The sequence below is a fragment of the Candidatus Accumulibacter phosphatis genome, assembly GCF_000024165.1.
GTDB lineage: Bacteria > Pseudomonadota > Gammaproteobacteria > Burkholderiales > Rhodocyclaceae > Accumulibacter > Accumulibacter phosphatis.
The window spans coordinates 4,947,000-4,972,222 of record NC_013194.1 but is presented as its reverse complement, the minus strand read 5'-3'; the positions used below and the strand labels follow the sequence as shown (position 1 = coordinate 4,972,222).

31 protein-coding genes and 1 pseudogene are annotated in these 25,223 nt (G+C 63.9%); 22 read left to right on the top strand and 10 right to left on the bottom strand.

The window, feature by feature from the left end:
* The first annotated feature begins 4 nt into the window (after nt 1-4).
* Both CAP2UW1_RS21795 and CAP2UW1_RS21790 read left to right on the top strand, forming a co-directional pair.
* Nucleotides 5-271 carry a type II toxin-antitoxin system RelE family toxin gene (locus tag CAP2UW1_RS21795; protein ID WP_015768775.1) on the top strand — a complete coding sequence of 89 codons (267 nt, stop codon included), beginning with the start codon at nt 5-7 and terminating at the stop codon, nt 269-271.
* Complete coding sequence (locus CAP2UW1_RS21790; RefSeq protein ID WP_015768774.1) at nt 268-627, top strand: helix-turn-helix transcriptional regulator; 360 nt, start codon at nt 268-270, stop codon at nt 625-627. Before CAP2UW1_RS21795 ends, CAP2UW1_RS21790 begins: the two co-directional genes overlap by 4 nt.
* Nucleotides 628-990: 363 nt before the next feature.
* On the opposite strand, the gene CAP2UW1_RS21785 is transcribed toward CAP2UW1_RS21790, so the two are convergent.
* From CAP2UW1_RS21785 to CAP2UW1_RS24215, 9 genes are all read right to left on the bottom strand, one after another.
* Nucleotides 991-1,245, bottom strand: a complete 255-nt coding sequence (locus tag CAP2UW1_RS21785; protein ID WP_015768773.1) for an acyl carrier protein — start codon at nt 1,243-1,245, stop codon at nt 991-993.
* Complete coding sequence (locus CAP2UW1_RS21780; protein ID WP_015768772.1) at nt 1,245-2,747, bottom strand: hypothetical protein; 1,503 nt, start codon at nt 2,745-2,747, stop codon at nt 1,245-1,247. The genes CAP2UW1_RS21785 and CAP2UW1_RS21780 overlap by 1 nt, the downstream gene beginning before the upstream one ends.
* The gene (locus CAP2UW1_RS21775) at nt 2,744-4,327 is read right to left on the bottom strand and encodes an amino acid adenylation domain-containing protein (protein WP_015768771.1); all 1,584 of its coding nucleotides are present in this window, start codon (nt 4,325-4,327) and stop codon (nt 2,744-2,746) included. The genes CAP2UW1_RS21780 and CAP2UW1_RS21775 overlap by 4 nt, the downstream gene beginning before the upstream one ends.
* Nucleotides 4,328-4,889: 562 nt before the next feature.
* On the bottom strand, nt 4,890-5,723 hold the full coding sequence (gene nifM, locus CAP2UW1_RS21770; protein WP_015768770.1) for a nitrogen fixation protein NifM: 834 nt from the start codon (nt 5,721-5,723) through the stop codon (nt 4,890-4,892).
* Complete coding sequence (locus tag CAP2UW1_RS21765; RefSeq protein ID WP_041567957.1) at nt 5,716-6,177, bottom strand: nitrogen fixation protein NifZ; 462 nt, start codon at nt 6,175-6,177, stop codon at nt 5,716-5,718. Before CAP2UW1_RS21765 ends, nifM begins: the two co-directional genes overlap by 8 nt.
* 4 nt (nt 6,178-6,181) lie before the next feature.
* On the bottom strand, nt 6,182-6,496 hold the full coding sequence (nifW, locus tag CAP2UW1_RS21760) for a nitrogenase-stabilizing/protective protein NifW (protein ID WP_015768768.1): 315 nt from the start codon (nt 6,494-6,496) through the stop codon (nt 6,182-6,184).
* A gap of 14 nt (nt 6,497-6,510) precedes the next feature.
* A complete protein-coding gene (locus CAP2UW1_RS21755; protein WP_015768767.1) occupies nt 6,511-7,038 on the bottom strand; it encodes a hypothetical protein in 528 nt (175 codons plus the stop codon).
* A 23-nt stretch (nt 7,039-7,061) separates the two neighbouring features.
* Nucleotides 7,062-8,189 (bottom strand): homocitrate synthase, encoded by a 1,128-nt coding sequence (nifV, locus tag CAP2UW1_RS21750; protein ID WP_015768766.1) that lies wholly within the window; start codon nt 8,187-8,189, stop codon nt 7,062-7,064.
* 163 nt (nt 8,190-8,352) lie between these two features.
* A complete protein-coding gene (locus CAP2UW1_RS24215; protein ID WP_015768765.1) occupies nt 8,353-8,886 on the bottom strand; it encodes a nitrogen fixation protein NifQ in 534 nt (177 codons plus the stop codon).
* Between the two features lie 253 nt (nt 8,887-9,139).
* Between CAP2UW1_RS24215 and nifE the strand changes: the two genes are divergently transcribed.
* From nifE to nifS, 10 genes are all read left to right on the top strand, one after another.
* Nucleotides 9,140-10,564 carry a nitrogenase iron-molybdenum cofactor biosynthesis protein NifE gene (nifE, locus tag CAP2UW1_RS21740; RefSeq protein ID WP_015768764.1) on the top strand — a complete coding sequence of 475 codons (1,425 nt, stop codon included), beginning with the start codon at nt 9,140-9,142 and terminating at the stop codon, nt 10,562-10,564.
* Entirely contained in the window at nt 10,557-11,963 is a 1,407-nt protein-coding gene (gene nifN, locus CAP2UW1_RS21735; RefSeq protein WP_015768763.1) for a nitrogenase iron-molybdenum cofactor biosynthesis protein NifN, read from the top strand. The genes nifE and nifN overlap by 8 nt, the downstream gene beginning before the upstream one ends.
* Nucleotides 11,964-11,976: 13 nt before the next feature.
* Nucleotides 11,977-12,396 (top strand): NifB/NifX family molybdenum-iron cluster-binding protein, encoded by a 420-nt coding sequence (locus tag CAP2UW1_RS21730; protein WP_015768762.1) that lies wholly within the window; start codon nt 11,977-11,979, stop codon nt 12,394-12,396.
* The gene (locus CAP2UW1_RS21725; RefSeq protein WP_015768761.1) at nt 12,393-12,830 is read left to right on the top strand and encodes a SoxR reducing system RseC family protein; all 438 of its coding nucleotides are present in this window, start codon (nt 12,393-12,395) and stop codon (nt 12,828-12,830) included. Before CAP2UW1_RS21730 ends, CAP2UW1_RS21725 begins: the two co-directional genes overlap by 4 nt.
* The gene (locus CAP2UW1_RS21720) at nt 12,827-13,312 is read left to right on the top strand and encodes a NifX-associated nitrogen fixation protein (protein WP_015768760.1); all 486 of its coding nucleotides are present in this window, start codon (nt 12,827-12,829) and stop codon (nt 13,310-13,312) included. The genes CAP2UW1_RS21725 and CAP2UW1_RS21720 overlap by 4 nt, the downstream gene beginning before the upstream one ends.
* Nucleotides 13,313-13,322: 10 nt before the next feature.
* Entirely contained in the window at nt 13,323-13,532 is a 210-nt protein-coding gene (locus CAP2UW1_RS21715; RefSeq protein WP_015768759.1) for a CCE_0567 family metalloprotein, read from the top strand.
* Nucleotides 13,533-13,536: 4 nt separating this feature from the next.
* Complete coding sequence (gene fdxB / locus CAP2UW1_RS21710) at nt 13,537-13,833, top strand: ferredoxin III, nif-specific (protein WP_015768758.1); 297 nt, start codon at nt 13,537-13,539, stop codon at nt 13,831-13,833.
* A gap of 210 nt (nt 13,834-14,043) precedes the next feature.
* The gene (locus tag CAP2UW1_RS21705) at nt 14,044-14,370 is read left to right on the top strand and encodes a HesB/IscA family protein (RefSeq protein WP_015768757.1); all 327 of its coding nucleotides are present in this window, start codon (nt 14,044-14,046) and stop codon (nt 14,368-14,370) included.
* Between the two features lie 10 nt (nt 14,371-14,380).
* Nucleotides 14,381-15,265, top strand: a complete 885-nt coding sequence (nifU, locus tag CAP2UW1_RS21700) for a Fe-S cluster assembly protein NifU (protein WP_015768756.1) — start codon at nt 14,381-14,383, stop codon at nt 15,263-15,265.
* Nucleotides 15,266-15,287: 22 nt separating this feature from the next.
* Nucleotides 15,288-16,496, top strand: coding sequence for a cysteine desulfurase NifS (gene nifS / locus CAP2UW1_RS21695; RefSeq protein WP_015768755.1), 1,209 nt, complete (start codon nt 15,288-15,290; stop codon nt 16,494-16,496).
* Here the strand turns inward: nifS and CAP2UW1_RS25820 are convergent.
* Nucleotides 16,495-16,575 (bottom strand): annotated as a pseudogene (locus CAP2UW1_RS25820) (hypothetical protein); the annotation flags it as partial. The gene nifS and the pseudogene CAP2UW1_RS25820 overlap by 2 nt on opposite strands.
* 167 nt (nt 16,576-16,742) lie before the next feature.
* Between CAP2UW1_RS25820 and mnmG the strand changes: the two are divergent.
* The 10 genes from mnmG to atpA all read left to right on the top strand — a co-directional run bounded on the left by mnmG (nt 16,743) and on the right by atpA (nt 25,221).
* The gene (gene mnmG, locus CAP2UW1_RS21685) at nt 16,743-18,659 is read left to right on the top strand and encodes a tRNA uridine-5-carboxymethylaminomethyl(34) synthesis enzyme MnmG (protein WP_015768754.1); all 1,917 of its coding nucleotides are present in this window, start codon (nt 16,743-16,745) and stop codon (nt 18,657-18,659) included.
* The gene (gene rsmG / locus CAP2UW1_RS21680) at nt 18,656-19,303 is read left to right on the top strand and encodes a 16S rRNA (guanine(527)-N(7))-methyltransferase RsmG (protein ID WP_015768753.1); all 648 of its coding nucleotides are present in this window, start codon (nt 18,656-18,658) and stop codon (nt 19,301-19,303) included. Before mnmG ends, rsmG begins: the two co-directional genes overlap by 4 nt.
* A 16-nt stretch (nt 19,304-19,319) precedes the next feature.
* Nucleotides 19,320-20,129 carry a ParA family protein gene (locus tag CAP2UW1_RS21675; RefSeq protein WP_049778699.1) on the top strand — a complete coding sequence of 270 codons (810 nt, stop codon included), beginning with the start codon at nt 19,320-19,322 and terminating at the stop codon, nt 20,127-20,129.
* Entirely contained in the window at nt 20,126-20,965 is an 840-nt protein-coding gene (locus CAP2UW1_RS21670; RefSeq protein ID WP_015768751.1) for a ParB/RepB/Spo0J family partition protein, read from the top strand. Before CAP2UW1_RS21675 ends, CAP2UW1_RS21670 begins: the two co-directional genes overlap by 4 nt.
* Nucleotides 20,966-21,110: 145 nt before the next feature.
* The gene (locus tag CAP2UW1_RS21665) at nt 21,111-21,473 is read left to right on the top strand and encodes an ATP synthase subunit I (RefSeq protein WP_015768750.1); all 363 of its coding nucleotides are present in this window, start codon (nt 21,111-21,113) and stop codon (nt 21,471-21,473) included.
* A gap of 17 nt (nt 21,474-21,490) precedes the next feature.
* Entirely contained in the window at nt 21,491-22,261 is a 771-nt protein-coding gene (gene atpB / locus CAP2UW1_RS21660) for a F0F1 ATP synthase subunit A (RefSeq protein WP_015768749.1), read from the top strand.
* A gap of 83 nt (nt 22,262-22,344) precedes the next feature.
* Nucleotides 22,345-22,620 (top strand): F0F1 ATP synthase subunit C, encoded by a 276-nt coding sequence (atpE, locus tag CAP2UW1_RS21655; protein ID WP_015768748.1) that lies wholly within the window; start codon nt 22,345-22,347, stop codon nt 22,618-22,620.
* A gap of 40 nt (nt 22,621-22,660) precedes the next feature.
* The gene (locus CAP2UW1_RS21650; RefSeq protein WP_015768747.1) at nt 22,661-23,131 is read left to right on the top strand and encodes a F0F1 ATP synthase subunit B; all 471 of its coding nucleotides are present in this window, start codon (nt 22,661-22,663) and stop codon (nt 23,129-23,131) included.
* A 4-nt stretch (nt 23,132-23,135) separates the two neighbouring features.
* Nucleotides 23,136-23,672, top strand: coding sequence for a F0F1 ATP synthase subunit delta (locus CAP2UW1_RS21645; protein WP_015768746.1), 537 nt, complete (start codon nt 23,136-23,138; stop codon nt 23,670-23,672).
* 10 nt (nt 23,673-23,682) lie between these two features.
* Nucleotides 23,683-25,221, top strand: coding sequence for a F0F1 ATP synthase subunit alpha (gene atpA, locus CAP2UW1_RS21640; protein ID WP_015768745.1), 1,539 nt, complete (start codon nt 23,683-23,685; stop codon nt 25,219-25,221).
* The last annotated feature ends 2 nt before the right edge of the window (nt 25,222-25,223 follow it).

Genomic DNA, 25,223 nt, shown 5'->3' with positions numbered 1-25,223 from the left:
TAACATGTCTCACATGTTCGCACTTCGCTTCGCCAAGTCCGCCGCCAAAGGGCTCGCCAGGATGCCGCAAGGCACTGCCCGTCGGATGCTCGGCGAGTTGAAGACCATAGCCGCCGACCCGGCAGCGTATCGTGGCGACTGGAAGCCGCTGCAGGGCTCGCCGTTCTGGCGGCTGCGCGTCGGCGATTGGCGGGCGATCTGCGAGGTACAGCGAGGCGAATTGGTCTTGCTGGTGGTGAAAGTTGCACCGAGAGGAGATGTCTACAAATGAGCGCACAAATCATCGAACTGAACGGAACTCCCGCGTTTGCCGTCGTGCCGATGGACGAGTGGACGGCATTGCTCGAACGCCTGGAAACCTTGCAAGACATCGCCGACGCCAAAGAGGCTCGCCAAGAAGAATCGCTGCCCGTCGAGTTCGTCGAGCGACTTCTGTCGGGAGAGTCGCCGCTCAAGGTCTGGCGTGGGCATCGCGGATTGACGCTGCAGGCCCTGGCTGAACAGGTGGGCTGCACACGACAAATGCTGTCGATGATCGAGAACGGCAAGGCAACGCCCTCTGCCGACCTCTTGGCCAGGCTGGCTGCCGCACTCGGGTGCGACATGGACGATCTCCACGCCGGCTGAGTGCCGCCGACCCAGCGGCGTATCGCAATTGCGGGCAATTGCGGGGACAGGCAATTGCGGGGACAGTATAGGTAATTCACCCTTCTTCGACTGGGGCCGATAGTGTCTATGTGGCGGCGTTGACACGGCGCGGCAAGCCGCCGCGGGAATTACTTATACTGTCCCCAAAAATCCGTCTTGAGACCGAGAACCCCAGAGCCGATCGACCGCTCCTTGGCCGAAGCAAGCTGAGCACCGCCAGACCAAAGGGATGGAAACAGACGGGCCGAGCCGACGGCGACCGCGCCACATCTCGACCTTACCGGACCTCACGAACCTCCTGATGGCCGCGGTCGTCCCCAGCAGACCTAGGCAAGATCAAATTCACACGGCCTGCTTTGCATCTACCAGCACTTCAATTGCATTTACTGAATCGACTAGATTCACGTCAAACTCGAAATCGGAAAAATCCAGGCCAAAGGCTTCCTCGAGATACATGACAAGAGTCATCATGGAGAAGGAATCCAGCCGGCCACTTACGAAGAGTGATTCGTCATCAGCGAACTCCTGGTGATCGCGGTGGTTTTCCAGGGCTTTCTTGAGAAAGTTCCGTAAATCCTGCTTGGCATTTGCTTCCATCAGGCTACTCCAAAAAGGCTCATCATGAACAACACACGTTCAAGCAGTGTATGGCGAAGACTCTCACCGCCAAAAACATGCAGGCAGACAACGAACGACCATACGCAGAGGCCGGAATACAATATCCCGAAATGGGTGGCCGAGGGGCGAATGCCGATACTCGCGCGGACCTGCGATATGCCGATCCCCGTCGCCAATATCACGCAGTAGAAGAGGTAGCTGGTGAAGCTGTCAATTGCCCCGGCCAGACCCATGGTGGCGACGTTATCGATCTGGCGGAGAAAATGCCACAGGGCATTGCCTACGCCGGCGGCCATGAAGGTGGCGAAGAACATCCTCAGGCGCGGGTAACCCCGGAAAACCGCGAAGAACGTTGGCAGGAAGAAGAAATCGACGAGAAGTTCCTTGAAATAATAGTGAAAGCGATTGAAGTACTCCATCAGCGTTCTCGATTCGAGCGGCCTCCAGCAACCACGTGGCAACCGATAGCCGGCCAAACGGGCGATGCCGATGAACAGAGCGGACCACAGCGCGATGGTCAATGCGTATTTCGCGGTCGACAGCAGCAGGCAAGTCCAGCCGACTGCAATCGGGTACGGCTGGCCGCGGAGGAAGGCATCCAGCGCGACTTCCACGCGCGGAATCTGCAGGTAGTCCTCGAACACCAGAGTCATGGCTGACTTCAGTGCGAGCAGCGCGTTTGACCAGATGAGCAATTTGATCGCCTTGAGCTGCGTGATCGCCACGTCCTCGGGTGTCTTCGACAAATGCTTGCGCAGGAATGCGGCTCCTTTACCGAACGGCAGGTAGGTCGGACTCCAGAACGGGCGCAGCACGGCCAACTGCATCAACCGGGGGCTGGCTTGCTGCGAGCGCTGGTCGACGATGGCAAAGGGCAGAAACCAGACGTACGGCGTCAGCACGATCAACATCGACCAGAGCATTACGCGCGGCAGTCCCTGCATGCCGTCCATGGTCGTCAGGCCGCACAAGACCACTTCCAGCGCCAAGAGGCAAAGCAAGGGCCGGCGGGCCAGGAGGCAATGCGGATGCCGGCGGACCCACTCCAGGCTGCCCCAGGCGCCGATCATGACGAACAGCAGGAACAAGCTCGCCAGAACCATCGGCGGGGGGCCAGCCATGTGCTCCTGCTGCATGACGACAGCGATATCTTCCAGGATGGAATTCTCGGCGAGTCCCATTTCAAGGAATGCCGCGGACCAGGTTGCCGTGAACAAGATCGGATTGCGGAACTTCGACATGTAGGCCGCTGCCATGGCTGCGCTGACGACCAGGAGGGTTTCCCACCAGGGGAAGTAGGTGGCGACGGTGGCAATCGCCGTGCAGTAAATGATTGCGCGGCCGCTCACCGCCTGCGACCACGCGATGCAATCCGCGCGTTCGTCGATGGCCAGGAAGCGGCGCAAACGGCTCCCTCGCGAGGCGTTGCCGCCTCCTCGCTGCGGCGGCAGTGCTGCACTGCTGGCTGCCGCCGGGCTCATCCCGCCTCCTTGTCGAGCAGTTGGTGCAACTCCCGCCGGTCGACCTTGCCACTCGAATTGAGCGGCATTCTTTCCAGGGCAATGACCCTGCGGGGCAGCATGTACGGCGGCAGCCGGTTTTTCAGTTCATCGATCACGCGATCGGCGTCGATGGCCGATGCGCCGACAAAACTGACGATGCCGCTGGCCATGCCGTTTGCCTGCGGCCAGGCGATGGAGCCGACGACATCGGCGCCGGAGACGATGCGAAGATGGGCGTCTATCTCTTCGAGTTCGACGCGATGACCGAGCACCTTGACCTGGTTGTCGATCCGCCCGAGGCAATGAAAGCAACCCGTGGCGTCGCGCTGGGCCAGATCGCCCGTCCTGTACCAGCGTTTGCCATCGAGCGTCGGAAACCGAGAGGCCGTCAGCTCGTCGGCTCCGAGATAGCCGTCAGCAATCTGGTCGCCGGCGATCACCAATTCGCCCGCGGTGCCGTCGGCGACAGGGTGACCGTGCGCATCGACCACCCTCGCCTCATTGCCGGGCAGCGGCGTGCCGATCGCCATGACGTTACGTCCCGGAGTCAGTGGCAGTGGCTTGCCAACCCTCTGAGCCAGACAGAAGACCGTTGCTTCGGTCGGACCATAGAGGTTGACAATGACGCTGTTGGGTGCCGCACTTTGCCAGGCGGTGACGGTGCTCGCGGGCAACTGTTCGCCGCCGAAAACGGTGACGCGCAAGCTGGCCAGGCTTTCTGGAGCGAGCGCCTTGATCTGGCGCAGCATCCCGGCCAGCGCGGGAACTGAGTTCCACACCGTCAACCCGGAACTTCGGACAAATTTGACGGCGTTCATCACCGTGGTGGCCGGCAGGATATGCAGTGCGGCGCCCACCTCCCAGGTGGAGAACATGTTGTGCACCGAGAAATCGAAGCTGAGTTCGCAGGTCTCCAAGGCTCGGTCGCTGGCGCGCAAATCCAGCCACTCGGTGATCGTCGTCAGGTAATGACGGGCAGAGCCGGCCGAAATCATGACGCCCTTGGGGACGCCGGTCGTTCCCGAAGTGAAAATGATGTAGGCCGTGTCTGACGCCGCCATCGGTGCCGGTTCTTCCGGGGTCACCGGCGGGAGCGTCGCCATGTCGACCATCTCGACCGCGCCAGCCCGCGGCACGAGCAATGACTGTCCGGCGTGAATCACCAGCCGCGGGCCGACGGTGAGCAAACGCTCGCTGAGCAGCTTCGCCCCCTCGTCATCGGCAATGATTGCCGACAAGCCACATTGGGCGAGCAAGGTCAAGACGCGCTCTTCCGGCTGTTTCAAGCTGATCGGCACATACGTGGCTCCTGCCCAGCAGGCGCCGAGCACCGCCACGCAGGCGTCAACTCCACGCGAAGCCAAAATCCCGACACGGAGCGCTTGCCCGTCAAGACGCTGCCAGTCAGGCCGGTGAGTCAGGCAAGCGGCGAGACGGGCGGCACGCTCAGCCAGTTCGGCGTAGGTCAGGGAGCGCGCCTGGCACACCACCGCCGGGGCGTCCGGATTGGCCATCGCGTGGTGATTGACGGCACACGCCAGGTTGTAATTCGTGAGCATTTTGTCTTCAAGAGGAGGGCTGTTGCTTGCCAGGGATCGATGCTGTTGCAGCCTGGGGCGCTGCTCTTGCCCAGGGTGCCTTCAACAAGAAATCTCAAGACCATCGATGCCGTGAAACGCTTGGGTCAGGAATGATCCTCGCGCCGTCGGTATCGTGTGATCCCGCAAGCGGCCCAGAATCGGACCAGAGAAGTCAAGCCTGTCGCGTCAGCGCCGGCCAATGGCCCTAGAACCGTTGTCGGCAAAGCACGGCTTCACAGCCAAAGTGCAGTCTTGACAAACCGGTTGCCCGGGGCACCTGCGCACAACTGCCGCATCGACCGGCAGGCCAGCCGAAAATTTCAGTAGTTGGGAAGGATCTTTCATGATCGGGTTGTGTCGAGAAGCTGCATCGCATTCTATCCGTTTCGACGGCGCATGGTGGCTTGACCGTCTTCTGCGGCCGCGCGATTGCTCCGGTCGATGAACGAACGGCGTGCCGCGGCTCACGCTCCCGGCGTGGCACCAGCGCGCGCGAAGGTTCGCGATGACTCGGCAAGCAAGCGGTTGACTGTGCGGCCGCCTAGCGGTGCAGGGCCTTGATCCAGGCTTTCTGGCAGAGAGCCTGCTGTTGCCCGTCGAGATGTTCGCGGATCGTCTGGCGGGCCTCCGCGAAGCTCAGCAGGCGTTCGTGCTGGATGGCTTCGCAGCGGATCAGGTGGTAGCCGAGTTCGCTCTCGATGACCTCGGAGAGCATCCCCTCGGCGAGGGTGAAGGCCGCCGCATCGACCTGCGGATAAAGTTGGCCGCGCGGCACGCGGCCGAGCAGGCCGCCATGGACCGCTGTTGGGCATTCGGAGTGCTTCAGCGCCTGCTCGGCGAAGCGTTGCGGTTCCCTGAGCAGGCGGGCGCGAATGGCTTCGATGCGGGCGCGGGCGGTTTGACGCTCGTTGCCCGCCAGGTTCTCGTTGATGGTCACCAGGAGGTGTCGCAGCACGCGCGTTTCGCCATGGCGAAAACGCTGCTGGTTCATGTACCAGAAGATCTCGACGTCGGTATCGCTGACCGGCGCCGCTGCTGCCGCGACCCTTTCCAGCACGGCCTCGACCACCAGGTCGCGCGCCACCGCCTGGCGCAACGCCGCCGCATCCAGGCCGACGCGTTCGAGCTCGGCGTGATACTCGTCATCGTCGGCGTAGCGACGGCGGATTTCCATCAGGCTGGCGTCGATCGAGGCTGCCGGGAGCATCACGCTGGCCGCTTCCGGTGTTTCCAGGATCAGCACCTCGATCTCCTGCTGCCGGGTCGCGACACAGGTCACCCGGTGCAGTTCTTCCGGGGCAAGTGCCTCCAGCGGCTTGCCGAACAACTGCGCGGCGAGCTTGATCGACCGGTAGATGCCACCCGCTTCAGGCATCGCCTGGCCGTCGCCATTCGCCCAGAGCGGCCTCGGGTACCCACAGGGGCATGCCGGCGAAACAGTCGAAGTGCGTCTGATAGACGACGCCCTGGGTCTCGGATTTTTCGAGATTCAGGACTTCGCCGCGACTGCCGGCGGGCACGCGAACCTCGCCGGCCACGGCCAGCGGGCGCAGCGCGCGCACCCGCTGGCGAACCTCGAAACGACTTTCGATCCACGCTTCGTCGACGCCGACCAGTTCGTCTTCACGACAACCGACCAGGCGTCCCTCGGTGAGGAAATGCACGGAATAGATTATCTGATCCTGGAGAAAGGTGCCGACATCGCGCACATGCCCGATGCGCCCGCGGCGCACCAGGAGGTCGCCGGTCGGCACGCCGGGGAAGGTGCCGTCGTTGCGCACGTTGCGCGTCACGCGTACCGCATCGCCGTAGTCCCAGCGCGGCAACACGGCCTCAGTCCGTCAGCGAGGAGAGGGGGACGAAGGACGACCCTTCGGCCTTCTGGAAAACGGCAAAGACCTTCTCGGCCTGCGCGGTGGAGCCGACGAAGTCGGCGTAGGCGCGCGCCAGCCAGTGGCGGTAGGCGAGGTAATCCGGCGCCTTGCCGGCTTCCTGCTTGGCCAGATAATCGTGAAAGCGTTGCAGGATGTGCAGGCGATTGACCTGCACCACGGGCACGGCAAAGTCGATGCCGAAGTAGTCGAGAAATTCTTCCGCCGAACTCAACTCGGCGAGGTCGTCCTCAAAAGTGTCGTTGGCGCAAGCCATGGCTCTTTCCTCCTTTAGTCCAAGGTTTCGGGGGTAGCGGCGTACTGGCGATCGATGACCTCGAGCAGCGGCAAAGCGCCGAGGGCATCGCGCCGGTCGACGTCGGCAATCGTGCGCAGGCGCGTGCAGGCCTCACCGACTCGCCCAAGGCGCAGCAGGATCACCGCCGACCCCTTGAGCGCCAGCAAGTGGAAGCGCAGCATGCCCATCGAGCGCATCGCCGCCTCGCCAAGCGTGCGCGGCCCCAGGCTGCGCCAACCGCCGGCCAGTTGCAGGCGGCGCGCACTGACCTCCAGCGCGCGTTCGGCGACGACCAGGGCATCCTCGAGGCGGTGCTGATAGAAGTAGTAGCGGTACAGCGCGACCAGGACCGAGAGCTGCTCGGGCGCCAGAAAGTAGGCGTAGAGCAGCCGTTGCTCGGCGACCGGCTGGCCGTAGTCATGCGCCGCGGCGTCGATCTGGGCGGCGACCCGCGGCGGGCAGGGCTCGTCGAAATAGAGCACGTCATCGCCAAGTTCAAGGAGTTCGAGTCGGTCGGCCATCGCCATCTTTCCGGTTCATCGGCTCAGGAGCCGAGCAGCTTCAACAGATCGGCCGCCGACGGCGAATGCTTCTTCTCCGCGACGAAGCTGCGCAGCCGCTGCAGGAAAGCGCGCGCAGAGGTGTCCGACAGTGCATGGCCGAGGCCCGCCATCACCTGTTGCACGGCGCGTGCTCCGGAATGCTTGCCGAGAACCACGCGGTGCCGGCGCCCCACCAGACGCGGATCGAAACCCTGGTAGTTGGCAGGATCCTTGAACAGACCGTCGACGTGAATCCCCGCCTCATGGGTGAAGGCGCCTTCGCCGACAACGCTCTTCTGCCAGGACAGGGGGCGCCCGGAAGCGACGGCCACGCGCTGCGAGATCGCGGGGAAGCCGGCGAGATCGATCCCCGTTTCGATCCCCTGGCACAGATGCAGGCCCAGCACGACTTCTTCCAGCGGCGCGTTGCCGCAGCGTTCGCCAAGCCCGTTGACCGTCGTGTTGAGGTGTGTCGCGCCGGCGCGGGCGGCTGCCAGCGTATTGGCGGTGGCCATCCCGAGGTCGTCGTGGGCGTGCATCTCGATCTCGAGATCGCAGCGCGAGCGCAGGTGGCGAATCCGCTCGAAGGTGGCGAAGGGGTCGAGCACGCCCAGGGTATCGGCAAAGCGGATGCGCTGCGCGCCGGCTGCCTGCGCGGCTTCGGCAATCGCCGCCAGCAGGTCCGGATCGCCGCGCGAGGCATCCTCGGCGCCGACGCCGACGGCGAAGCCAAGATCACGCGCCAGTTGGACGTGCACGCCGATTTCCGTCAGCAGCCATTGCCGATCGCGCCGCAGTTTCGCCTGCAGGTGTTGATCCGACGCGGGTACGGAGATGTCGATCAACTGCGCACCGAGATTTGCCGCCAGCGCAATGTCGGCGCGCTTCATCCGCGTCCACACCATCAAGCGCGCCTTCAGTCCCAGCGCCGCAACCGCCCGGATGCTTTCGCGTTCGGCCTCGCCCATCGCGGGAATGCCGATTTCCAGCTCGGGTATGCCTACCGCGTCCAGGCGACGCGCGATGTCGGTCTTTTCGTCGACAGTGAAGGCAACACCTGCCGACTGCTCGCCGTCGCGCAGGGTGGTGTCGTTGATGACGATGTCGGCTGGGGGCTTGTGGTTCATCATACTGGGGGACTAGCAATTCCAGTGCCAAGATTTAATGGTCTACAAATCAGTCTGTTGCAGCAGTGCGTGTACGAGTTGTCGGGTTTGCGACTGTGCGTTTGCCGCACGGGGGCAAGGACCGGGCGCGTACCAAAGCCCTGCCCGTCGCTGCCCGCTATTCGCGCTATCCCTCCTCGGGTCCGAAGCAGAGCGCGCGATCGCAGCACTCGGCGCAGTGCGGTGCCTTGCAGATCGGCACGCCGGCGCGTTCGCAGAGCTGCCGGTAAAAGAACTTCTTCCACTTCATGTCGCCGATGTTTCTCGCCGCCAGCCCGGGGAAGTTCGCGCGCACCAACTCCGAGAGGGCACCGCGGTCGGGCAGGCCCATGTCCTGCCAGAGGTGGTTCTCGCCCATTGCCGCGGTCGCGATCGCGTGACAAAGGCAGTTACCGGACTCGTCCGGCAGCGCCAGTTCTTCGCGCAGCAGTGCGAGCAGATCGGCAAATTCGTCGTCGCCGGGCGTCGCTGCCGGCGCGCTCGCCTCGGCCACGAAGGTTCCGTCGAAGCCGGCGGCGGCGAGCAGCGCCTGCACACGGTCGTCAGCAACTCCGCGAATCAGCGGCCGCCGGCCCGCGCTCAGGGACTGGCCGGCGACGCCGGCAATGGCCAGCGCACGCAGATCGGCGCCGAGCGGCAGCTTGCTGGCCGGCTGAGGCATGGACGGCTCCCGGGAATGGTAGATGGGCGGTACGACGCAAGACGCATGCCAGAGGCGTATCCCTTGCGCCACTCCCCGATGAGGTCGGTGGCGCCGGCCTGTCCTGGGCGCGCGTGCCCCACCCGGCGGCGCGGCGGTTGATGTCGCAATGTCGCAAACCCGACAAGCGCCCGGCCTGGTGCAAGGGCGAGGAATCAGGCGCTTAGCGTTGGCACGGCAATTGCGTCATGCCAGTGAACAAAGGACTGACGCCATGAAGACAGCCGAAATTGCCCAACTGCTGAACGAGCCCGCCTGTGCTCACAACAGGAACGAGAAATCCGGTTGCGCGCGCACCAAACCAGGCGCCACGGCGGGTGGCTGCTCGTTCGACGGCGCGCAGATAGCGCTGCTGCCGATTGCCGATGTCGCCCACATCGTCCACGGGCCGATCGCCTGCGCCGGCGCCTCCTGGGACAACCGCGGCGCGCGCTCGTCGGGCCCGACCCTGTACCGGATCGGCATGACCACGGACCTCACCGAGCAGGATGTGATCATGGGGCGTGGCGAGAAGCGGCTGTTTCTGGCCATCAAGCAGGCGATCGACGACTACGCACCGAAGGCCGTCTTCCTCTACTCGACCTGCGTTCCGGCGCTGATCGGCGATGACCTCGAGGCGGTAGCCCGGGCGGCCAGCGCGCGTTGGGGGGTGCCGGTGGTGCCGGTCGACTGCGCCGGCTTCTACGGCACCAAGAACCTCGGCAACCGCATCGCCGGCGAAGCCATGTTCAAGTACGTGATCGGCACCGGCGAGCCGGCACCGGTCGCCGCGTCGGCGCAACGGCCGGGTATCCGGGTACACGACGTGAACCTCATCGGCGAATACAACATCGCCGGCGAGTTCTGGTACCTCGCGCCACTGTTCGACGAGCTGGGCTTGCGCATTCTGTGCACGCTCTCGGGCGACGCACGCTTCCACGAGGTGCAGACCATGCATCGGGCGCAGGCGTCGATGGTGGTCTGCGCCAAGGCGCTGCTCAACGTCGCGCGCAAACTCGAAAGCGATTTCGGCGTCCCCTTCTTCGAGGGCAGCTTCTACGGCATCACCGATACCTCGCAGGCTTTTCGTGACTTTGCCCGCTTGCTCGGCGACAGCGATCTCGCGGCGCGCACCGAGCTGATGATCGCCCGCGAAGAGGCCGCCATTCGCGCCGCCCTCGAGCCGTGGCGGGCGCGGCTGGCCGGCAAGCGGGTGCTGCTCTACACCGGCGGCGTCAAGAGCTGGTCGGTGGTGTCGGCGCTGCAGGACCTGGGCATGACGGTGGTTGCCACCGGCACCAACAAGTCGACCGAGGAGGACAAGGCGCGCATTCGCGAGATCATGGGCGAGGCGACGAAGATGATCACCGACGGCAGCCCGAAGGCGCTGCTGCAGGCCTACAAGGACTACCAGGCGGACATTCTGATCGCCGGCGGGCGCAACCTCTACACCGCGCTGAAGGCGCGCATCCCCTTCCTCGACATCAACCAGGAAAGAGAGTTCGGCTACGCCGGCTACGGTGGCATGCTGGAACTGGTGCGCCAGCTCGCGCTGACGCTCGAATCGCCGGTGTGGCACAAGGTGCGGGCGCCGGCCCCGTGGCACGCCGCGCCGGCCGCGGGCGCAGCGCTGCCGGTTGCCGGAGAAGCCCATGCCTGAGATCCTCAAGCGCGCCAAGCCGCTGGCGGTGAATCCGCTGAAAGCCAGCCAGCCGATCGGCGCCGCCCTGGCCTTCCTCGGTCTGCGGCGGGCGATTCCGATGCTGCACGGCTCGCAGGGCTGTACGGCTTTCGGCAAGGTGTTCCTGGTGCGCCATTTTCGCGAGCCGATCCCGCTGCAGACGACGGCCATGGATCAGGTGTCGAGCATCATGAGCGCCGACGAGAACGTCATCGAGGGCCTGCGCGTGCTCTGCGAAAAGAGCGGGCCGGAAATCATCGGCCTGCCCACCACCGGGCTCTCCGAGACCCAGGGCTGCGACGTGCAGCGTCTGGTACGCGAGTTCCGTCGTCGTCATCCGGAATTCTCGAGCACGGCCGTGGTGCCGGTGAACACGCCGGACTACAGCGGCTGCCTGGAGACCGGCTTTGCTCTCGCCGTCGAGGCGATCATCGACACGCTGCTCCCCACCGGCCGCGGGCCGGCGCCAGCCGCGGACGGCAGCCGGCAGGTGAATGTCCTCGCGTCGTCGATGCTGACGCCGGGGGACATTGAAGCGATCAAGGAATCGATCGAGGCCTTCGGTCTGCTGCCGGTGGTTCTGCCCGACCTCGGCGATTCACTCGACGGCCATCTGATCGATCAGGACAGCACACCGCTGACCCTGGGGGGAACTCCGAAAGCGGCCATCGCCGGGCTCGGCGAGGCCGTCGCCACCCTCGTCATTGGTCGTTCGCTGCACAAGGCGGCCGATCTTCTGCGCGCGCGCAGCGGCGTCCCGGATTATCGTTTCGATCATCTGCTCGGCCTCGATGCCTGTGATGCCTTCGTCCTCGCACTGGCCGAAATCTCGGGGCAGTCGGTACCTCCCGCCATCGAGCGCCAGCGGGCACAACTGCAGGACGCGATGGTCGACACGCATTTCATGACCGGCTTCCTGCGCATCGGTATCGCTGCCGACCCCGATCTGCTGGTGGCGCTGGGTCAGTTCCTCACCGGCGTCGGCGGCGAAGTCGTCGCGGCGGTGGCGTCGACGCGCGCCGAGGTGCTCGCCGACCTGCCGGCGGTCAGCGTGCGCATTGGCGACCTCGAGGATCTTGAACGTGCGGCACTGGCGCAGCGCGCCCAGCTCATCGTCGCCAACTCGCACGCCGCGCCCAGCGCGCAGCGTCTGCAAGTGCCGCTGTTGCGTGCCGGCTTTCCCCAGTATGACTGGGTGGGTGGCTATGCGCGGACCTGGGTCGGCTATCGCGGCGCGCGCCAGGCCTTGTTCGATATCGCCAATCTCTTCCTCGGGAACCACCATGACATCCCTGTCCATCGATCGATCTACCGGGCCGGCAGCGAGAGCGACTCAGCGGCGCGGGCGCCGTCTGGCGCTGGCCTGGTCCGCCACTAGCGAGGCGCCGGGAATGCTCAAGGTAGCCTTCGCCAGCAACGACCGCAGCACGGTGAATCAGCACTTCGGCGCTGCCGAGGGCTTTGCCGTCTATACCCTGGATGGTGAGCGGGCACGGCTGGTCGAGATCGTCGAGTTCCCGCCGGCCGCCAGGGAGGACAACGAAGGCAGACTGCCGGCGCGGGTGGCGTCGCTGGCGGGTTGTGCCGCCGTCTATTGCCTGGCGGCCGGCGCCTCGGCAGTGAAGCAGTTGCTGGCCGTCGGCGTGCAGCCGATCCGCCTCGACGATGAGGCCGCGATCGACGTGCTGTTGCAGCAGCTCAGCCGGGCGATCTGCAGCGGCGGCACCGCCTGGGTCGACAAGGCGATCCGCCGGCAGGTGGGCGACAGCACCCGCTTCGATCGCATGCTTGACGAAGGCTGGGACGAATGATGCCGGGCACTCTCGAAGCCCGCGGCCGGGTGGTCGACGTGCGCGGCGACGTGGCTGAGGTGCGCATCGCCGTCGCCTCGAGCTGCCATGGTTGCCGGGCACGCGCCGTCTGCGGCAGTGGCGCCGAACGGTCGGTGCGCATCACCGCGCCGGCGAATGCGGTCGTCGGCGACCCCGTAGTGCTCAAGCTGGAGCAGACGAACTTCACGCTCGGGATGACGATCGGCTATCTGCTGCCGGCCGTGACTCTGCTGCTCGGCGCGGCATTGTTGTCTTTCGCCGGCGACGCCGCCGCCGCCCTTGGCGCCGCTAGCGGCCTGACCACCGGCCTGTTCCTGGTCCGCCTGCTGCACCGCCGGCTGTTCGCCGACCGCGTGCAGCCGGCCGCCTCCGTCACTTGTCCATCCCAGTCATTTCCTGGAGAAAGCCCATGACTGCAGGTCTTGCCCCCGTATCCGCGATCGAGCCCGCCGATGCGCCAATCTATGCCACCGACTTCATCAGGGAAATGCTGCGCCAGACGCGGGCGCTCGACAGCTACGGACAGTGGGACGGCAAGCCGGTGCCGACGATCCTCGCCGGCTACGTGCTGAGCAAGGAGCAGAAGCGCGCGCTGCCGACCATCGGCGATCCCGACGAGCTGACGCTGGCCCGCGTCAAGGCTTTCCACAACGCGATTGCGGTACTCATCGAAAAGGAATGCGGCCTGATGGCCGTGCCCTTCGTGCAGATCACCCACGAAGGCTTTGGGCGTGCGCTGATCACCGTCGGCAAGCTGGTGGTCATGGATCGGACGCTGCGCGACGTACATCGCTTCGGCTTCGAGTCCCTGTCGAAGATGAAGAGCGAGGCCGACAAGCACCTCGCCGTGGCGCTCGGCGTCATCGGCCGATTCCCTGAAGTGGCCGGCATGTGAGGCGACAAGCATGAGCGAAGACGACATCAGGGAACTCGATCGGCAAGTGAAGAAGCTCAAGCGCCTCGCCGGCGAGCAGGCCGCGCGACTTCACGATCTGGTCGAAGACAGGTTGCCTGCCGCCTGGCAGGAGCTTCCGGAAATTTCACAGGCAACGCTCGCGGCCTGCCAGGCGTGGGCGGAAGCCAACGCCCGCCTGCAGGCGGCACAGAAAGGATAAGCGTATGGGCATCATCACCGGACGCACCCGCGGTGGGGACGAATGGACCCCGCAGTTCGTCAGTTTTCTCGATCCGAAAAAGTGCATTGGCTGCGGCCGCTGCTACAAAGTGTGTCCGCGCAACGTCCTCGATCTGGTCGAGCGCAGTGAGCAGTTGCTGGCCGACGCCGACGAGGATGCCGATGACGATGACGAAATGATGGTGATGACCATCGCCAACGGCGCCGACTGCATCGGCTGCGGCGCCTGCGGTCGGGTCTGCCCGAAGGACTGCTACACCTACGAGGCTGCTGCCGCGTGAGCAGGGCGAGCTCTGCGCGCCTGCCGCTCGCCCGGGAGCGTGTCGCAATTCGGCGTGTCGCGTTTGCGACACCCATTAGAGACCCACTCCACTTCGGGTGAAATCGCGGAACGCGTGGAAATTCATGGTGTTGCGGGTTATCGGCAGGGCTGGTACGAAGCTTGCGAGGATGAACTCAGGGAACCCGCCCCATCTCAAGGAGAGCAGCTCATGATCCATCTGACCCCCGCCGCGGTGAAGGCAATCAGCCGCTTCGTCAAGGCCACCGAGACTCCGGTCGCCGGTCTGCGCATTTTTGTATCCGGTGGCGGTTGCGCCGGCCTGCAATACGGACTGCGTCTCGAACAGGACAAGGGCGACGACGACCTGGAGTTCGACGTCGGTGCCGCTGCCCGCCTGCTGGTCGATCCGTTGAGCAGTTCGATGCTCGACGGCCTGACCGTCGATTTTGTCGACAGCCTCACGCAGACCGGCTTCAAGTTCAACAATCCGAATGTCGCGGGTGCCTGTGCCTGCGGCCAGTCGTTCGCGGGCTGAGGAGATCGCCATGTGGGACTACTCCGAGAAGGTGCGCGAGCACTTCTTCAACCCGCGGAACTCCGGGCCGCTCGAGAACGCCAACGGCATCGGCGATTTCGGTTCGATCAAGTGTGGTGACGCGTTGCGCCTGATGCTCAAGGTCAACCCGGAAACCGAGGTCATCGACGATGCGCGCTTCCAGACCTTCGGCTGCGGCTCGGCGATCGCCTCGTCGTCGGCATTGACCGAGATCATCAAGGGCAAGACGCTGGATGAAGCGCTGCAAGTCAGCAACCAGGACATCGCCGACTATCTCGACGGACTGCCGCCGGAAAAGATGCACTGTTCGGTGATGGGGCGCGAGGCACTGCAGGCCGCCGTCGCCAACTATCGCGGCGAGAGCTGGAAGGATGATCACGAGGAGGGCGAACTGGTCTGCAAGTGCTTCGCCATCGACGCCGTGATGATCGAGGACACGGTGCGCGCCAACAGCCTGCGGACGATCGAGGAGGTGGCCAACTACACCAAGGCCGGCGGCGGCTGTTCGGCCTGCCACGAGAAGATCGAGGACATCCTGATCGCTGTCAATGGTCGGCTCTACGCCAATGAGGCGAAGCCGGTCAAGGCGCGCCCGGCGGCCGGCGAAGTGCCGGGCAAGCCGAAGCTGACCAACTACCAGCGAATCCGCAGGATCGAGGAGACGCTCGAAGCCATCCGCCCATCGCTGCAACGTGACCACGGTGATGTCACCCTGGTCGAGGTCGACGGCAAGAAGATTTACGTCGAACTCACCGGCGCCTGCCGCGGATGCTCGATGGAAGCCGCGACCCTCGGCGGCGTGCAGCAGAAGCTCATCGAAGCCCTGGGCGAACTCGTCCAGGTGCTGCCGGTCGCCGCGCTGGCCCGCGCCTAACCGTCATCCGAGAGGAAAAGCCATGCAACCGATCTACATGGACAACAACGCCACGACGGCCTGCGATCCCGCCGTCGTGGCGGCGATGCTGCCCTACTTTACCGAGCAGTTCGGCAACGCTTCCTCGATCCACAGTTTCGGCTCGCAGGTCGGCAAGGCGATCAAGCAGGCACGAATGCAGGTCCAGTCGCTGCTTGGCGCGGCCCACGACAGCGAAATCGTGTTCAATTCCTGCGGCACCGAGTCCGACGCGACGGCCATTCTCTCGGCGCTGAAAGCCAATCCCGAACGGCGGACGGTGATCACCACGATGGTCGAGCATCCGGCGATCCTGAGCCTGTGCGCCTACCTCGAGAAGGAGGACTACGTCGTGCATCGCCTGCGCGTCGACCGCAAGGGGCGGCTCGACCTCGACGAATACCGGTCGCTGCTCAACGAGCGCGTGGCGATCGTCTCGGCGATGTGGGCGAACAATGAAACGGGAACCCTCTTTCCGGTCGAGGAAATGGCCGAGATGGCGCACGCGAAAGGCATCCTTTTCCACACCGACGCCGTGCAGGCCGTCGGCAAGGTCGCCATCGATCTCAAGAGCACGAAGATCGATATGCTCTCGTTGTCCGGTCACAAGCTGCACGCGCCGAAAGGCATCGGCGTGCTGTATGTGCGCCGCAATACCCGCTTCCGCCCCCTCCTGCGCGGCGGCCACCAGGAGCGTGGGCGCCGCGCAGGCACCGAGAACTCGGCGTCGATCATCGGCCTCGGCGTCGCCTGCGAGCTTGCCCAGGAGCATCTGGTGGCCGAAAACACGACCGTCAAGCGCCTGCGTGACCGCCTCGAGCGAGGGATCCTCGGCAGCGTCAGGAACGCCTTCGTCAATGGCGACACGCTCTACCGTCTGCCCAATACGGCGAGCATCGCCTTCGAGTATGTCGAAGGCGAGGGCATTCTCCTGCTGCTGAACCAGCTCGGTATTGCCGCGTCTTCCGGCTCGGCCTGCACCTCGGGCTCGCTGGAGCCGTCGCATGTGATGCGCGCGATGGCCATCCCTTATACCGCGGCACACGGGACGATTCGCTTCTCGCTTTCGCGGTACAACAGCGAAGAGGAAGTGGACCGCGTCATCGCCGCCGTACCGCCGGTGATCGCGAAGTTGAGGAAACTCTCCCCGTACTGGAGCGGTGACGGACCGGCCGCGAATTCGGAGCAGGCCTTCCAGCCGGAATACGCCTGACCGGATCGAGGAAGTCGTCGTCGGTGCGGCGGTAGATCACGTCCACCGGTTGCGGGCCGAGCGTCGTGCGGAATTCGATGCCGAGGCGGAGGAGCGCTATACCCGCATCGTCGAGTCCGGCAAGACGATCCCGTGGAGCGAAATGCGCAGCTACTGAGCTCGGCTAAACCTGTTATCTTTCAGCGAACTGGCGTAGAATTCGCCGCTTTCCCGTTCGCACTGCCGTGCGCCAGATCCGGATTGCCAATGCTCTTCCCTGACCGTTTCGACGTGATTGTCGTCGGTGGCGGCCATGCCGGCACCGAGGCGGCGCTTGCCGCGGCACGCATGGGAATGAAGACCTTGCTGCTCACGCACAACCTGGAAACGCTCGGTGCGATGAGCTGCAATCCGTCGATCGGCGGTATCGGCAAGGGGCATCTGGTCAAGGAGGTCGATGCTCTCGGCGGGGCCATGGCCGAGGCCACCGACGAAGCCGGCATTCAGTTTCGCATCCTCAACTCGAGCAAGGGCCCGGCGGTACGCGCGACGCGTGCGCAGGCAGATCGTGTTCTGTACCGCCAGGCGATCCGCAGCCGCCTCGAGAAGTTGCCGAATCTGACGATTTTCGCGCAGGCCTGTGACGACCTGATCCTCGACGGCGATCGCGTCGCCGGCGTGGTGAGTCAGCTGGGGGTGCGCTTTGCCGCGCGCGCGGTCGTCCTGACCACGGGAACCTTCCTCAACGGCCTGATTCACGTCGGCCTCACGAACTACACCGGCGGTCGCATGGGTGATCCGCCGGCGGTTTCGCTGGCCGCGCGTTTGCGTGAGCTGCAGTTGCCCGTCGGGCGGCTGAAGACCGGCACGCCGCCACGGCTTGACGGCCGGACCATCGACTTCTCGGTGATGGTCGAGCAACATTCGGATGATCCGCTGCCGGTCTTTTCCTTCCTCGGCGACGCGGCACGGCACCCGCAGCAACTGCCGTGCTGGATCACCAGTACCAACCCGCAGACGCACGCCATCATCCGCGCCAATCTCGATCGCTCGCCGATGTACACCGGCGTCATCGAAGGCGTCGGGCCGCGTTACTGTCCCTCGATCGAGGACAAGATTCATCGCTTTGCGGCCAAGGACAGCCACAATATCTTCCTCGAGCCGGAAGGCCTGGCGACGCACGAGATTTACCCCAATGGCATTTCAACCAGCCTGCCGTTCGATGTTCAGCTGGCCATCGTCCGGTCGATCCGCGGGCTGGAGAATTGCCACATCCTGCGTCCCGGCTATGCGATCGAGTACGACTACTTCGATCCGCGCGGGCTCAAGGCGTCGCTGGAAACCCGGGCGATCGGCGGACTCTTCTTTGCCGGCCAGATCAACGGCACTACCGGCTACGAGGAAGCGGCGGCACAGGGCCTGCTGGCGGGCGCCAATGCGGCACTGCTGGTGCAAGAGCGGGAGGCCTGGACGCCGCGCCGTGACGAGGCCTACCTGGGCGTGCTGGTCGACGATCTGATCACGCGCGGCGTCTCCGAGCCTTACCGGATGTTCACCAGTCGTGCCGAGTACCGCCTGTCGCTGCGCGAAGACAATGCCGACATGCGGCTGACCGAAGAGGGCCGCCGCCTCGGTCTGGTGGACGATCGCCGCTGGCAGGCATTCTCCGAAAAACGGGCGGCGATTGGCCGCGAACAGGAGCGCCTGAAGTCGACCTGGGTCAGTCCGCGCCTGGTCGCCGATGACGAGGCGACGCGCGTTCTCGGCAAGCCGCTCGAGCACGAATACAGTCTGCATGATCTGCTGCGCCGACCGGATGTGAGCTACGCGGCGTTGATGACCTTGCGTGCCGGCGAGGTGCCGGTCGCTGCCGGCCTGGGTGATGCGCAGGTCATCGAGCAACTGGAGATTCAGGCCCGGTATCAGGGTTACATCGAGAGACAGCAGGACGAGGTGGCGAGGAGCCTGGCGAACGAGCAGACGCGCTTCCCGGAAGGCTTCGATTTCAGCAGTGTCGGTGGCCTGTCGAAGGAAGTCCAACAGAAGCTCGCCGTGCAGCGGCCGCAGACGCTCGGCCAGGCGTCGCGCATTCAGGGGATGACTCCGGCGGCGATCTCGATCCTGCTGGTTCACCTGAAGCGTGGCGAAGCGGACGGAAGACGTCAGAGCGTCGCTGCGCAATGACGCCGGCGGCGCAGCTCGCGCAGGGCTTGTCGACCCTCGGCATCGCTTTGTCGGCGCCGGCGCAGCAGAAGTTGCTCGCCTACGCGACGCTGCTTGCCAAGTGGAACAGGACCTACCGCCTGACCGCGATGAGCGACCCTGCGCTGGCCGTCAGTCATCACCTGCTCGATTCCCTGGCACTCCTGCCTTTCGTCGAGGCGCCGCCACTGCTCGACGTGGGCAGCGGCGGCGGCATGCCCGGAATTCCCCTGGCCATTGCCCGTCCGGATCTGCCGGTGGTCCTTCTGGACAGCAGTTCGAAGAAGGCTGCCTTCCTGCAACAGGTGGCAATTGAGCTGGGTTTGGGGAATATTGCCGTACACTGCGGTCGCGTCGAAGCGTATCGACCGACCACCGGTTTTGCGGCGATCACTGCCCGCGCCTTTTCCCATCTGGCCGAGTTCGTGCAGCTATCGCGCCACCTGCTCGCTGAGGACGGCCACTGGCTGGCCATGAAAGGCGTCTGGCCGCAGGACGAGATCGCCGACCTGCCGGCCGGCGTGCGGGTCGATGGGGTGCATCGACTGGCGGTGCCGGGCGTCGAGGGCGAGCGGCATCTGGTGGTGATGAGCATTGGCCATGCTGGGAATTCGGGGGATAGTTGATTTGGCACAAGTCGATTTGGCAAAGATTCTCGCGGTAACCAACCAGAAGGGCGGCGTCGGCAAGACGACGACCGCTGTCAATCTCTCGGCGTGTCTGGCCGAACTCGGTCAGCGCGTACTGCTGATCGATCTCGACCCACAAGGCAACGCGACTACCGGCTGCGGGGTCGTCAAGCGCGTGGCGCTGCCGACCGTCTACCAGATTCTCATTGGTCGCTCGACGATCGCCGACACGCGTCTGGTGACCGAGTTCGGCTTCGACGTGCTGCCGGCGAATCGTGAACTGGCCGGTGCCGAGATCGACCTGATCGATATCGCGCAGCGTGAGTATCGTCTGCGCGATGCGCTTGTCGGCCTGCGCGGCGAGTACGACTTCGTCCTGCTGGACTGTCCGCCGGCGCTCAACATGTTGACCGTCAACGGCCTGGTCGCCGCCGATGCCGTGATGATCCCGATGCAGTGTGAATACTACGCACTCGAAGGCCTGACTGACCTGGTTGCGACACTCAAGAAGGTGCGCGGCAACCTCAATCCGGTCCTCGAGATCGAGGGCTTGCTGCGCACCATGTTCGACCCGCGCTCGACGCTGACGCAGCAGGTGTCGCGCGAGCTCGAAGGCCATTTCGGCGCCAAGGTCTACCGCACGATCATCCCGCGCAACGTACGCCTCGCCGAGGCGCCGTCCTACGGCAAGCCGGTGATCGCTTTCGACCGCAGTTCCAAGGGGGCGCAGGCCTACCTCCTGCTGGCCGAGGAGATTCTCGAGCGCCGTGCGAGCGCACGGGGACATGGCGCGAGCAGCGGCGAACTGGGAGTCGCGCCATGAAGATGAAGGGCTTGGGGCGTGGCCTGGATGCCTTGCTGGCCGGTAATGACGCTCAGAACAGGGAGCAACAACGGGCGCTGCCGGTCGGCCACATCCAGCCGGGCAAGTACCAGCCGCGCACGCGCATGGACGCCGCGTCGCTCGATGAACTGGCCGCCTCGATCCGCGTGCAGGGCTTGATGCAGCCGATACTGGTGCGCCCGCTCGGCGAGGATCGCTACGAAATCATCGCCGGCGAGCGGCGCTGGCGAGCGGCCCAGATGGCCGGCCTGAGCGAGGTGTCGACGCTGATCCGGGAAATTCCCGATGAGGCGGCGTTGGCGATGGCCCTGATCGAGAACATTCAGCGCGAGAACCTCAACCCGCTCGAGGAAGCGCTCGGCCTGCAGCGCTTGATCGACGAGTTCTCGATGACCCACCAGCAGGCGGCGGATGCCGTCGGGCGGTCGCGCCCGGCGGCTTCCAATCTGCTGCGTCTGTTGCAGTTGGCAGCACCGGCGCAGGAACTGCTGATGTGCGGCGAGATCGACATGGGTCACGCGCGCGCGCTCCTGCCGCTGGCGGGCGCCTTGCAGGTGCAGCTTGCCCAGCGCGTCGTGCAGAAGGGCCTGTCGGTGCGAGAAACCGAGCGCCTGGTTCAATACGCGCTCCGCGCACCGAAAGACAGCCCGCCGCCAAAACCGGACCGCGACGTGTTGCGTCTGCAGGAGGAACTGGCAGACCTGCTCGGTGCGCAGGTGGCCATTCGCGCCAACAAGAGGGGCGCCGGCAAGGTCCTGATCGAGTTCGGTGACCTCGATCAACTGGAAGGCATCCTGCAGCGCCTGCGTCATTGATGCGCCGCATCATAGAGACCCTCGCCAAGAGCCTCGATGGCGGCCGCAAGGCAGGTGTTATCAAGCGAGGACAACTTTTTTGCATGTGCGGTTTGATTCCTCTATACGAGTCTGGTATTCTGCCGGTGTTTTGGAGGGGTTAGCCGTGCATCCTCAGGTTCGCTGGGTGTTGCGTAGCCAGTTGGGAGTCACACTGGCCGCGGCGCTGGTAGCGGCGCTGGCAATGGGGTTCGACGCGGCGATCTCCGCTTTGCTCGGTGGCGGTATCGCCATGGCAAGTGCTCTCGCTTATGTCTGGCGAGCCTTGCGGGAGTCGAGGATGGCGGGACCTGATGCGAAAAGGGCGTTCAACGCTCAGGTGGCCGGTGAAGGGTACAAGTTCGCCGTCACCCTGTTGTTGTTTGCTCTGGTGTTCAAGGGCTACGCACAGCTCGTCGCCTTGCCGCTCTTCCTGACCTATGTTGCAACGGTTGTCGTTTATTGGATGGCGCTGCTCAGGCAGCAATAGTCAAATAGGGGAAAAATATGGCTTCGGGCGAGGCACTAACGACGAGCGGCTACATTGTCCATCACCTCACCAATCTATCGGTCGGGCAAGGTTTCTGGACTTTTCACCTGGATACTCTGATCGTCTCGGGGCTACTCGGTCTCTTCGCGTTCATCGGCATGGCCAAGCTGGCCGGTAAAGCGAGCGTGACGAATCCCGGCAAGATGCAGACCCTCGTCGAACTGGTGTTGTCCTTCGTGGATCAGCAGGCGAAGGATACGTATCACGGTCGCAGCCCCTTGGTGACGCCGTTGGCGATTACCATCTTCATCTGGGTCTTCCTGATGAATGCCATGGATCTGATCCCTGTCGATTTCATCCCGCTGCTGCTCGGCCTTACGGGAGTTCACTATTTCAAGGTCGTTCCCACGACCGACCCGAACCTGACATTCGCCATGTCACTCACCGTGTTCACGATAATGTTGGTGATGGGGGTCAAGGTCAAGGGTGTCGGCGGTTTCCTGCACGAAGTCTTCACCGTGCCGTTCGGCGCGAAACTGGCTCCCCTGAATCTCCTGTTCCGGATCATCGAGGACATCGCCAAGCCGATCTCGCTCTCCCTGCGTCTGTTCGGCAACATGTATGCCGGCGAGATGGTGTTCATCCTGATCGCCCTGATGGGCATCTGGCAATTGCCCCTGGCCTTGCCGTGGGCGTTGTTCCATATCCTGATCATCACCCTGCAGGCCTTCGTGTTCATGATGCTGACCATCGTGTATCTGTCGATGGCCAGTGAATCCCACGGTTAGTGGGCGAGTGCCGGGTCTTGTCACCAGTTTGATTCACGTTGTCCCCGTTTAACCCATTTAGCATGTTTTACTAGGAGAAACTAATGGAAGCCGCTCTGTCAATGTTGCTTGGTAATACCGCCATCGCCGTCGCCATCCTGATCGGTGCGGGTGCTCTCGGTACCGCTATCGGTTTTGGTATCCTCGGTGGCAGATTCCTCGAAGGAGCCGCTCGCCAGCCAGAAATGATTCCGACTCTCCAGGTCAAGATGTTCATCGTTGCCGGTCTGCTTGACGCCGTCACCATGATCGGTGTCGGTATCGCGCTGTTCATGCTGTTTGCAAATCCCTTCATCGCCGTTGTCAAGGCCGCTGGCTAAGCGCTTCTCCTTTTGGATCAACTCTTGACAGGAGGTTAGCGTGAACATCAACGCAACGCTGTTTGGCGAAGCGATCTGGTTCGGCGTCTTCATCTGGATCACCATGAAGTACGTCTGGCCACCGCTGCAAAAGGCCATGGCTGATCGCCAAAAACTGATCGCTGACGGGCTGGCTGCCGGCGAGCGCGCCAAGCATGAACTGGAACTGGCCGGAAAACGCTCCGCCGACGCCCTCCGTGACGCCAAGGCCAAGTCTGCCGAGCTCATCACGGCGGCCGAAAAGCGCGCCGCGCAGATGGTCGAGGAAGCCAAGCTGACGGCAAAAGTCGAAGCTGACAAGGTGGTCGCCTCGGCCAAGGCCGAAATCGCTCAACAGGTCGAACAAGCGCGCGCCGAACTGCGTGGCCGCCTTGCCGACCTCGCCGTTGCCGGTGCCGAGCGTATTCTGAAGCGCGAGGTGGATGCCAAGGCGCACTCCGAAATGCTGGTCGCGCTCAAGCAGGAACTCTGAGACCATGGCCGAACTCGTTACCATCGCGCGCCCCTACGCTGAAGCGGTTTTCCGTACAGCCCTGGAAACCAAGGCGCTGGCGGCTTGGTCCGAGCGGTTGTCGCTACTTTCTGCCATCGCCGGGGATGACCTGATGCGTTCATGCATCGGTAACCCCGAACTGTCTGCCGCGCAGAAGAGTGCACTCTTCAAGTCGCTGGTCGGCCGGACGGTGGACGCTGGCGAAGCCAATCTGATCGACGTCCTCGCTGCCAATGAGCGCCTGTCCGCGCTGCCGGAAATCGCCGGTCTCTTCGAGGCGCTCAGGTCCGCCCAGGAAGGCGTCAAGGAAGCCACGATCTACAGTGCCTTCCCGCTTGACGAGGCACAGCGCAAGGCGCTGGTCGGAGACCTGGAAGTGCGCTTCAAGACCCGGCTAACTGCCGAAGTGGTCGTCGATCAATCGCTGATCGGCGGCGTCAAGATTGTGGTTGGCGACCAGGTTCTCGACACCTCCGTACGCGGAAAACTCGAGAGCCTGAGGTTGGCGCTCAACAACTAGGAGAATTTCCATGCAGTTGAATCCTTCCGAAATCAGCGAACTGATCAAGAGCAAGATCGAGAATCTTGCGATCAGCGCCGATCTGCGTACCCAGGGCACCGTCGTCTCGGTGACCGATGGTATCTGCCGCGTCTATGGCCTGACTGACGTCATGCAGGGGGAGATGCTCGAGTTCCCGGGCAACACCTTTGGCATGGCCTTGAACCTCGACCGCGACTCGGTTGGTGCGGTGGTTCTCGGTGAATACGACCAGATCAGTGAAGGCGATACCGTCAAGACCACCGGTCGCATTCTCGAAGTGCCGATCGGCCCCGAACTCCTCGGCCGGGTCGTCAATTCCCTCGGCCAGCCGATTGACGGCAAGGGTCCGCTGAACCACAAGCTGACCGACAAGATCGAGAAGGTGGCGCCTGGGGTTATCTGGCGCAAATCGGTTTCGCAGCCGGTACAGACCGGTTTGAAGTCGATCGATGCGATGGTGCCGATCGGCCGCGGCCAGCGCGAACTGATCATCGGCGACCGGCAGACCGGCAAGACCGCCGTCGCCGTGGATACGATCATCAACCAGAAGGGCCAGAACCTGATCTGCATCTACGTTGCGGTCGGCCAGAAGGCTTCAACTGTCGCCAACGTCGTACGCAAGCTGGAAGAGAATGGCGCGATGGAATACACCATCGTCGTCGCCGCAACCGCTTCCGAATCCGCCGCGCTGCAATACATTGCTCCCTACTCGGGGTGCACCATGGGCGAGTACTTCCGTGATCGCGGCCAGGATGCACTCATCATCTACGACGATCTGACCAAACAGGCGTGGGCCTATCGTCAGGTTTCCCTGCTGCTGCGCCGTCCGCCGGGGCGTGAAGCGTATCCGGGCGACGTCTTCTACCTGCACTCGCGCCTGCTCGAGCGGGCAGCCCGCGTCTCCGAAGAATGGGTCGAGAAGTTTACGAACGGCGAAGTCAAGGGCAAGACCGGTTCGCTGACTGCCCTTCCGGTCATCGAAACGCAGGCGGGTGACGTTTCCGCCTTCGTGCCGACCAACGTGATCTCGATTACCGACGGCCAGATCTTCCTCGATACCGACCTGTTCAATGCCGGTGTCCGGCCCGCCATCGACGCCGGTATTTCCGTCTCTCGCGTTGGTGGTGCCGCCCAGACCAAAGTCATCAAGAAGCTCGGCGGTGGGGTGCGTCTGGCGCTCGCCCAGTACCGCGAACTGGCCGCCTTCGCGCAGTTCGCGTCCGACCTTGACGAAGCGACTCGCAAGCAGCTTGATCGCGGACGTCTGGTGACCGAATTGATGAAGCAGCCGCAGTATTCGCCACTGTCCGTCTCCGAGATGGCAATCACTCTGCACGCGGTGAACAAGGGCCTCTTCGACGATGTCGAGGTGAAGAAGGCACTGTCGGTCGAGAAGCAGATGCACGGCTTCATCAAGCAGAAATACGCCGACCTCATCAGCAAGATCGAAACGACCAAGGATCTTGACGCTGACAGTGAGCAAAAGCTCACCAAGGCGATTGAGGAGTTCAAGGCCACGCTGGCCTGATC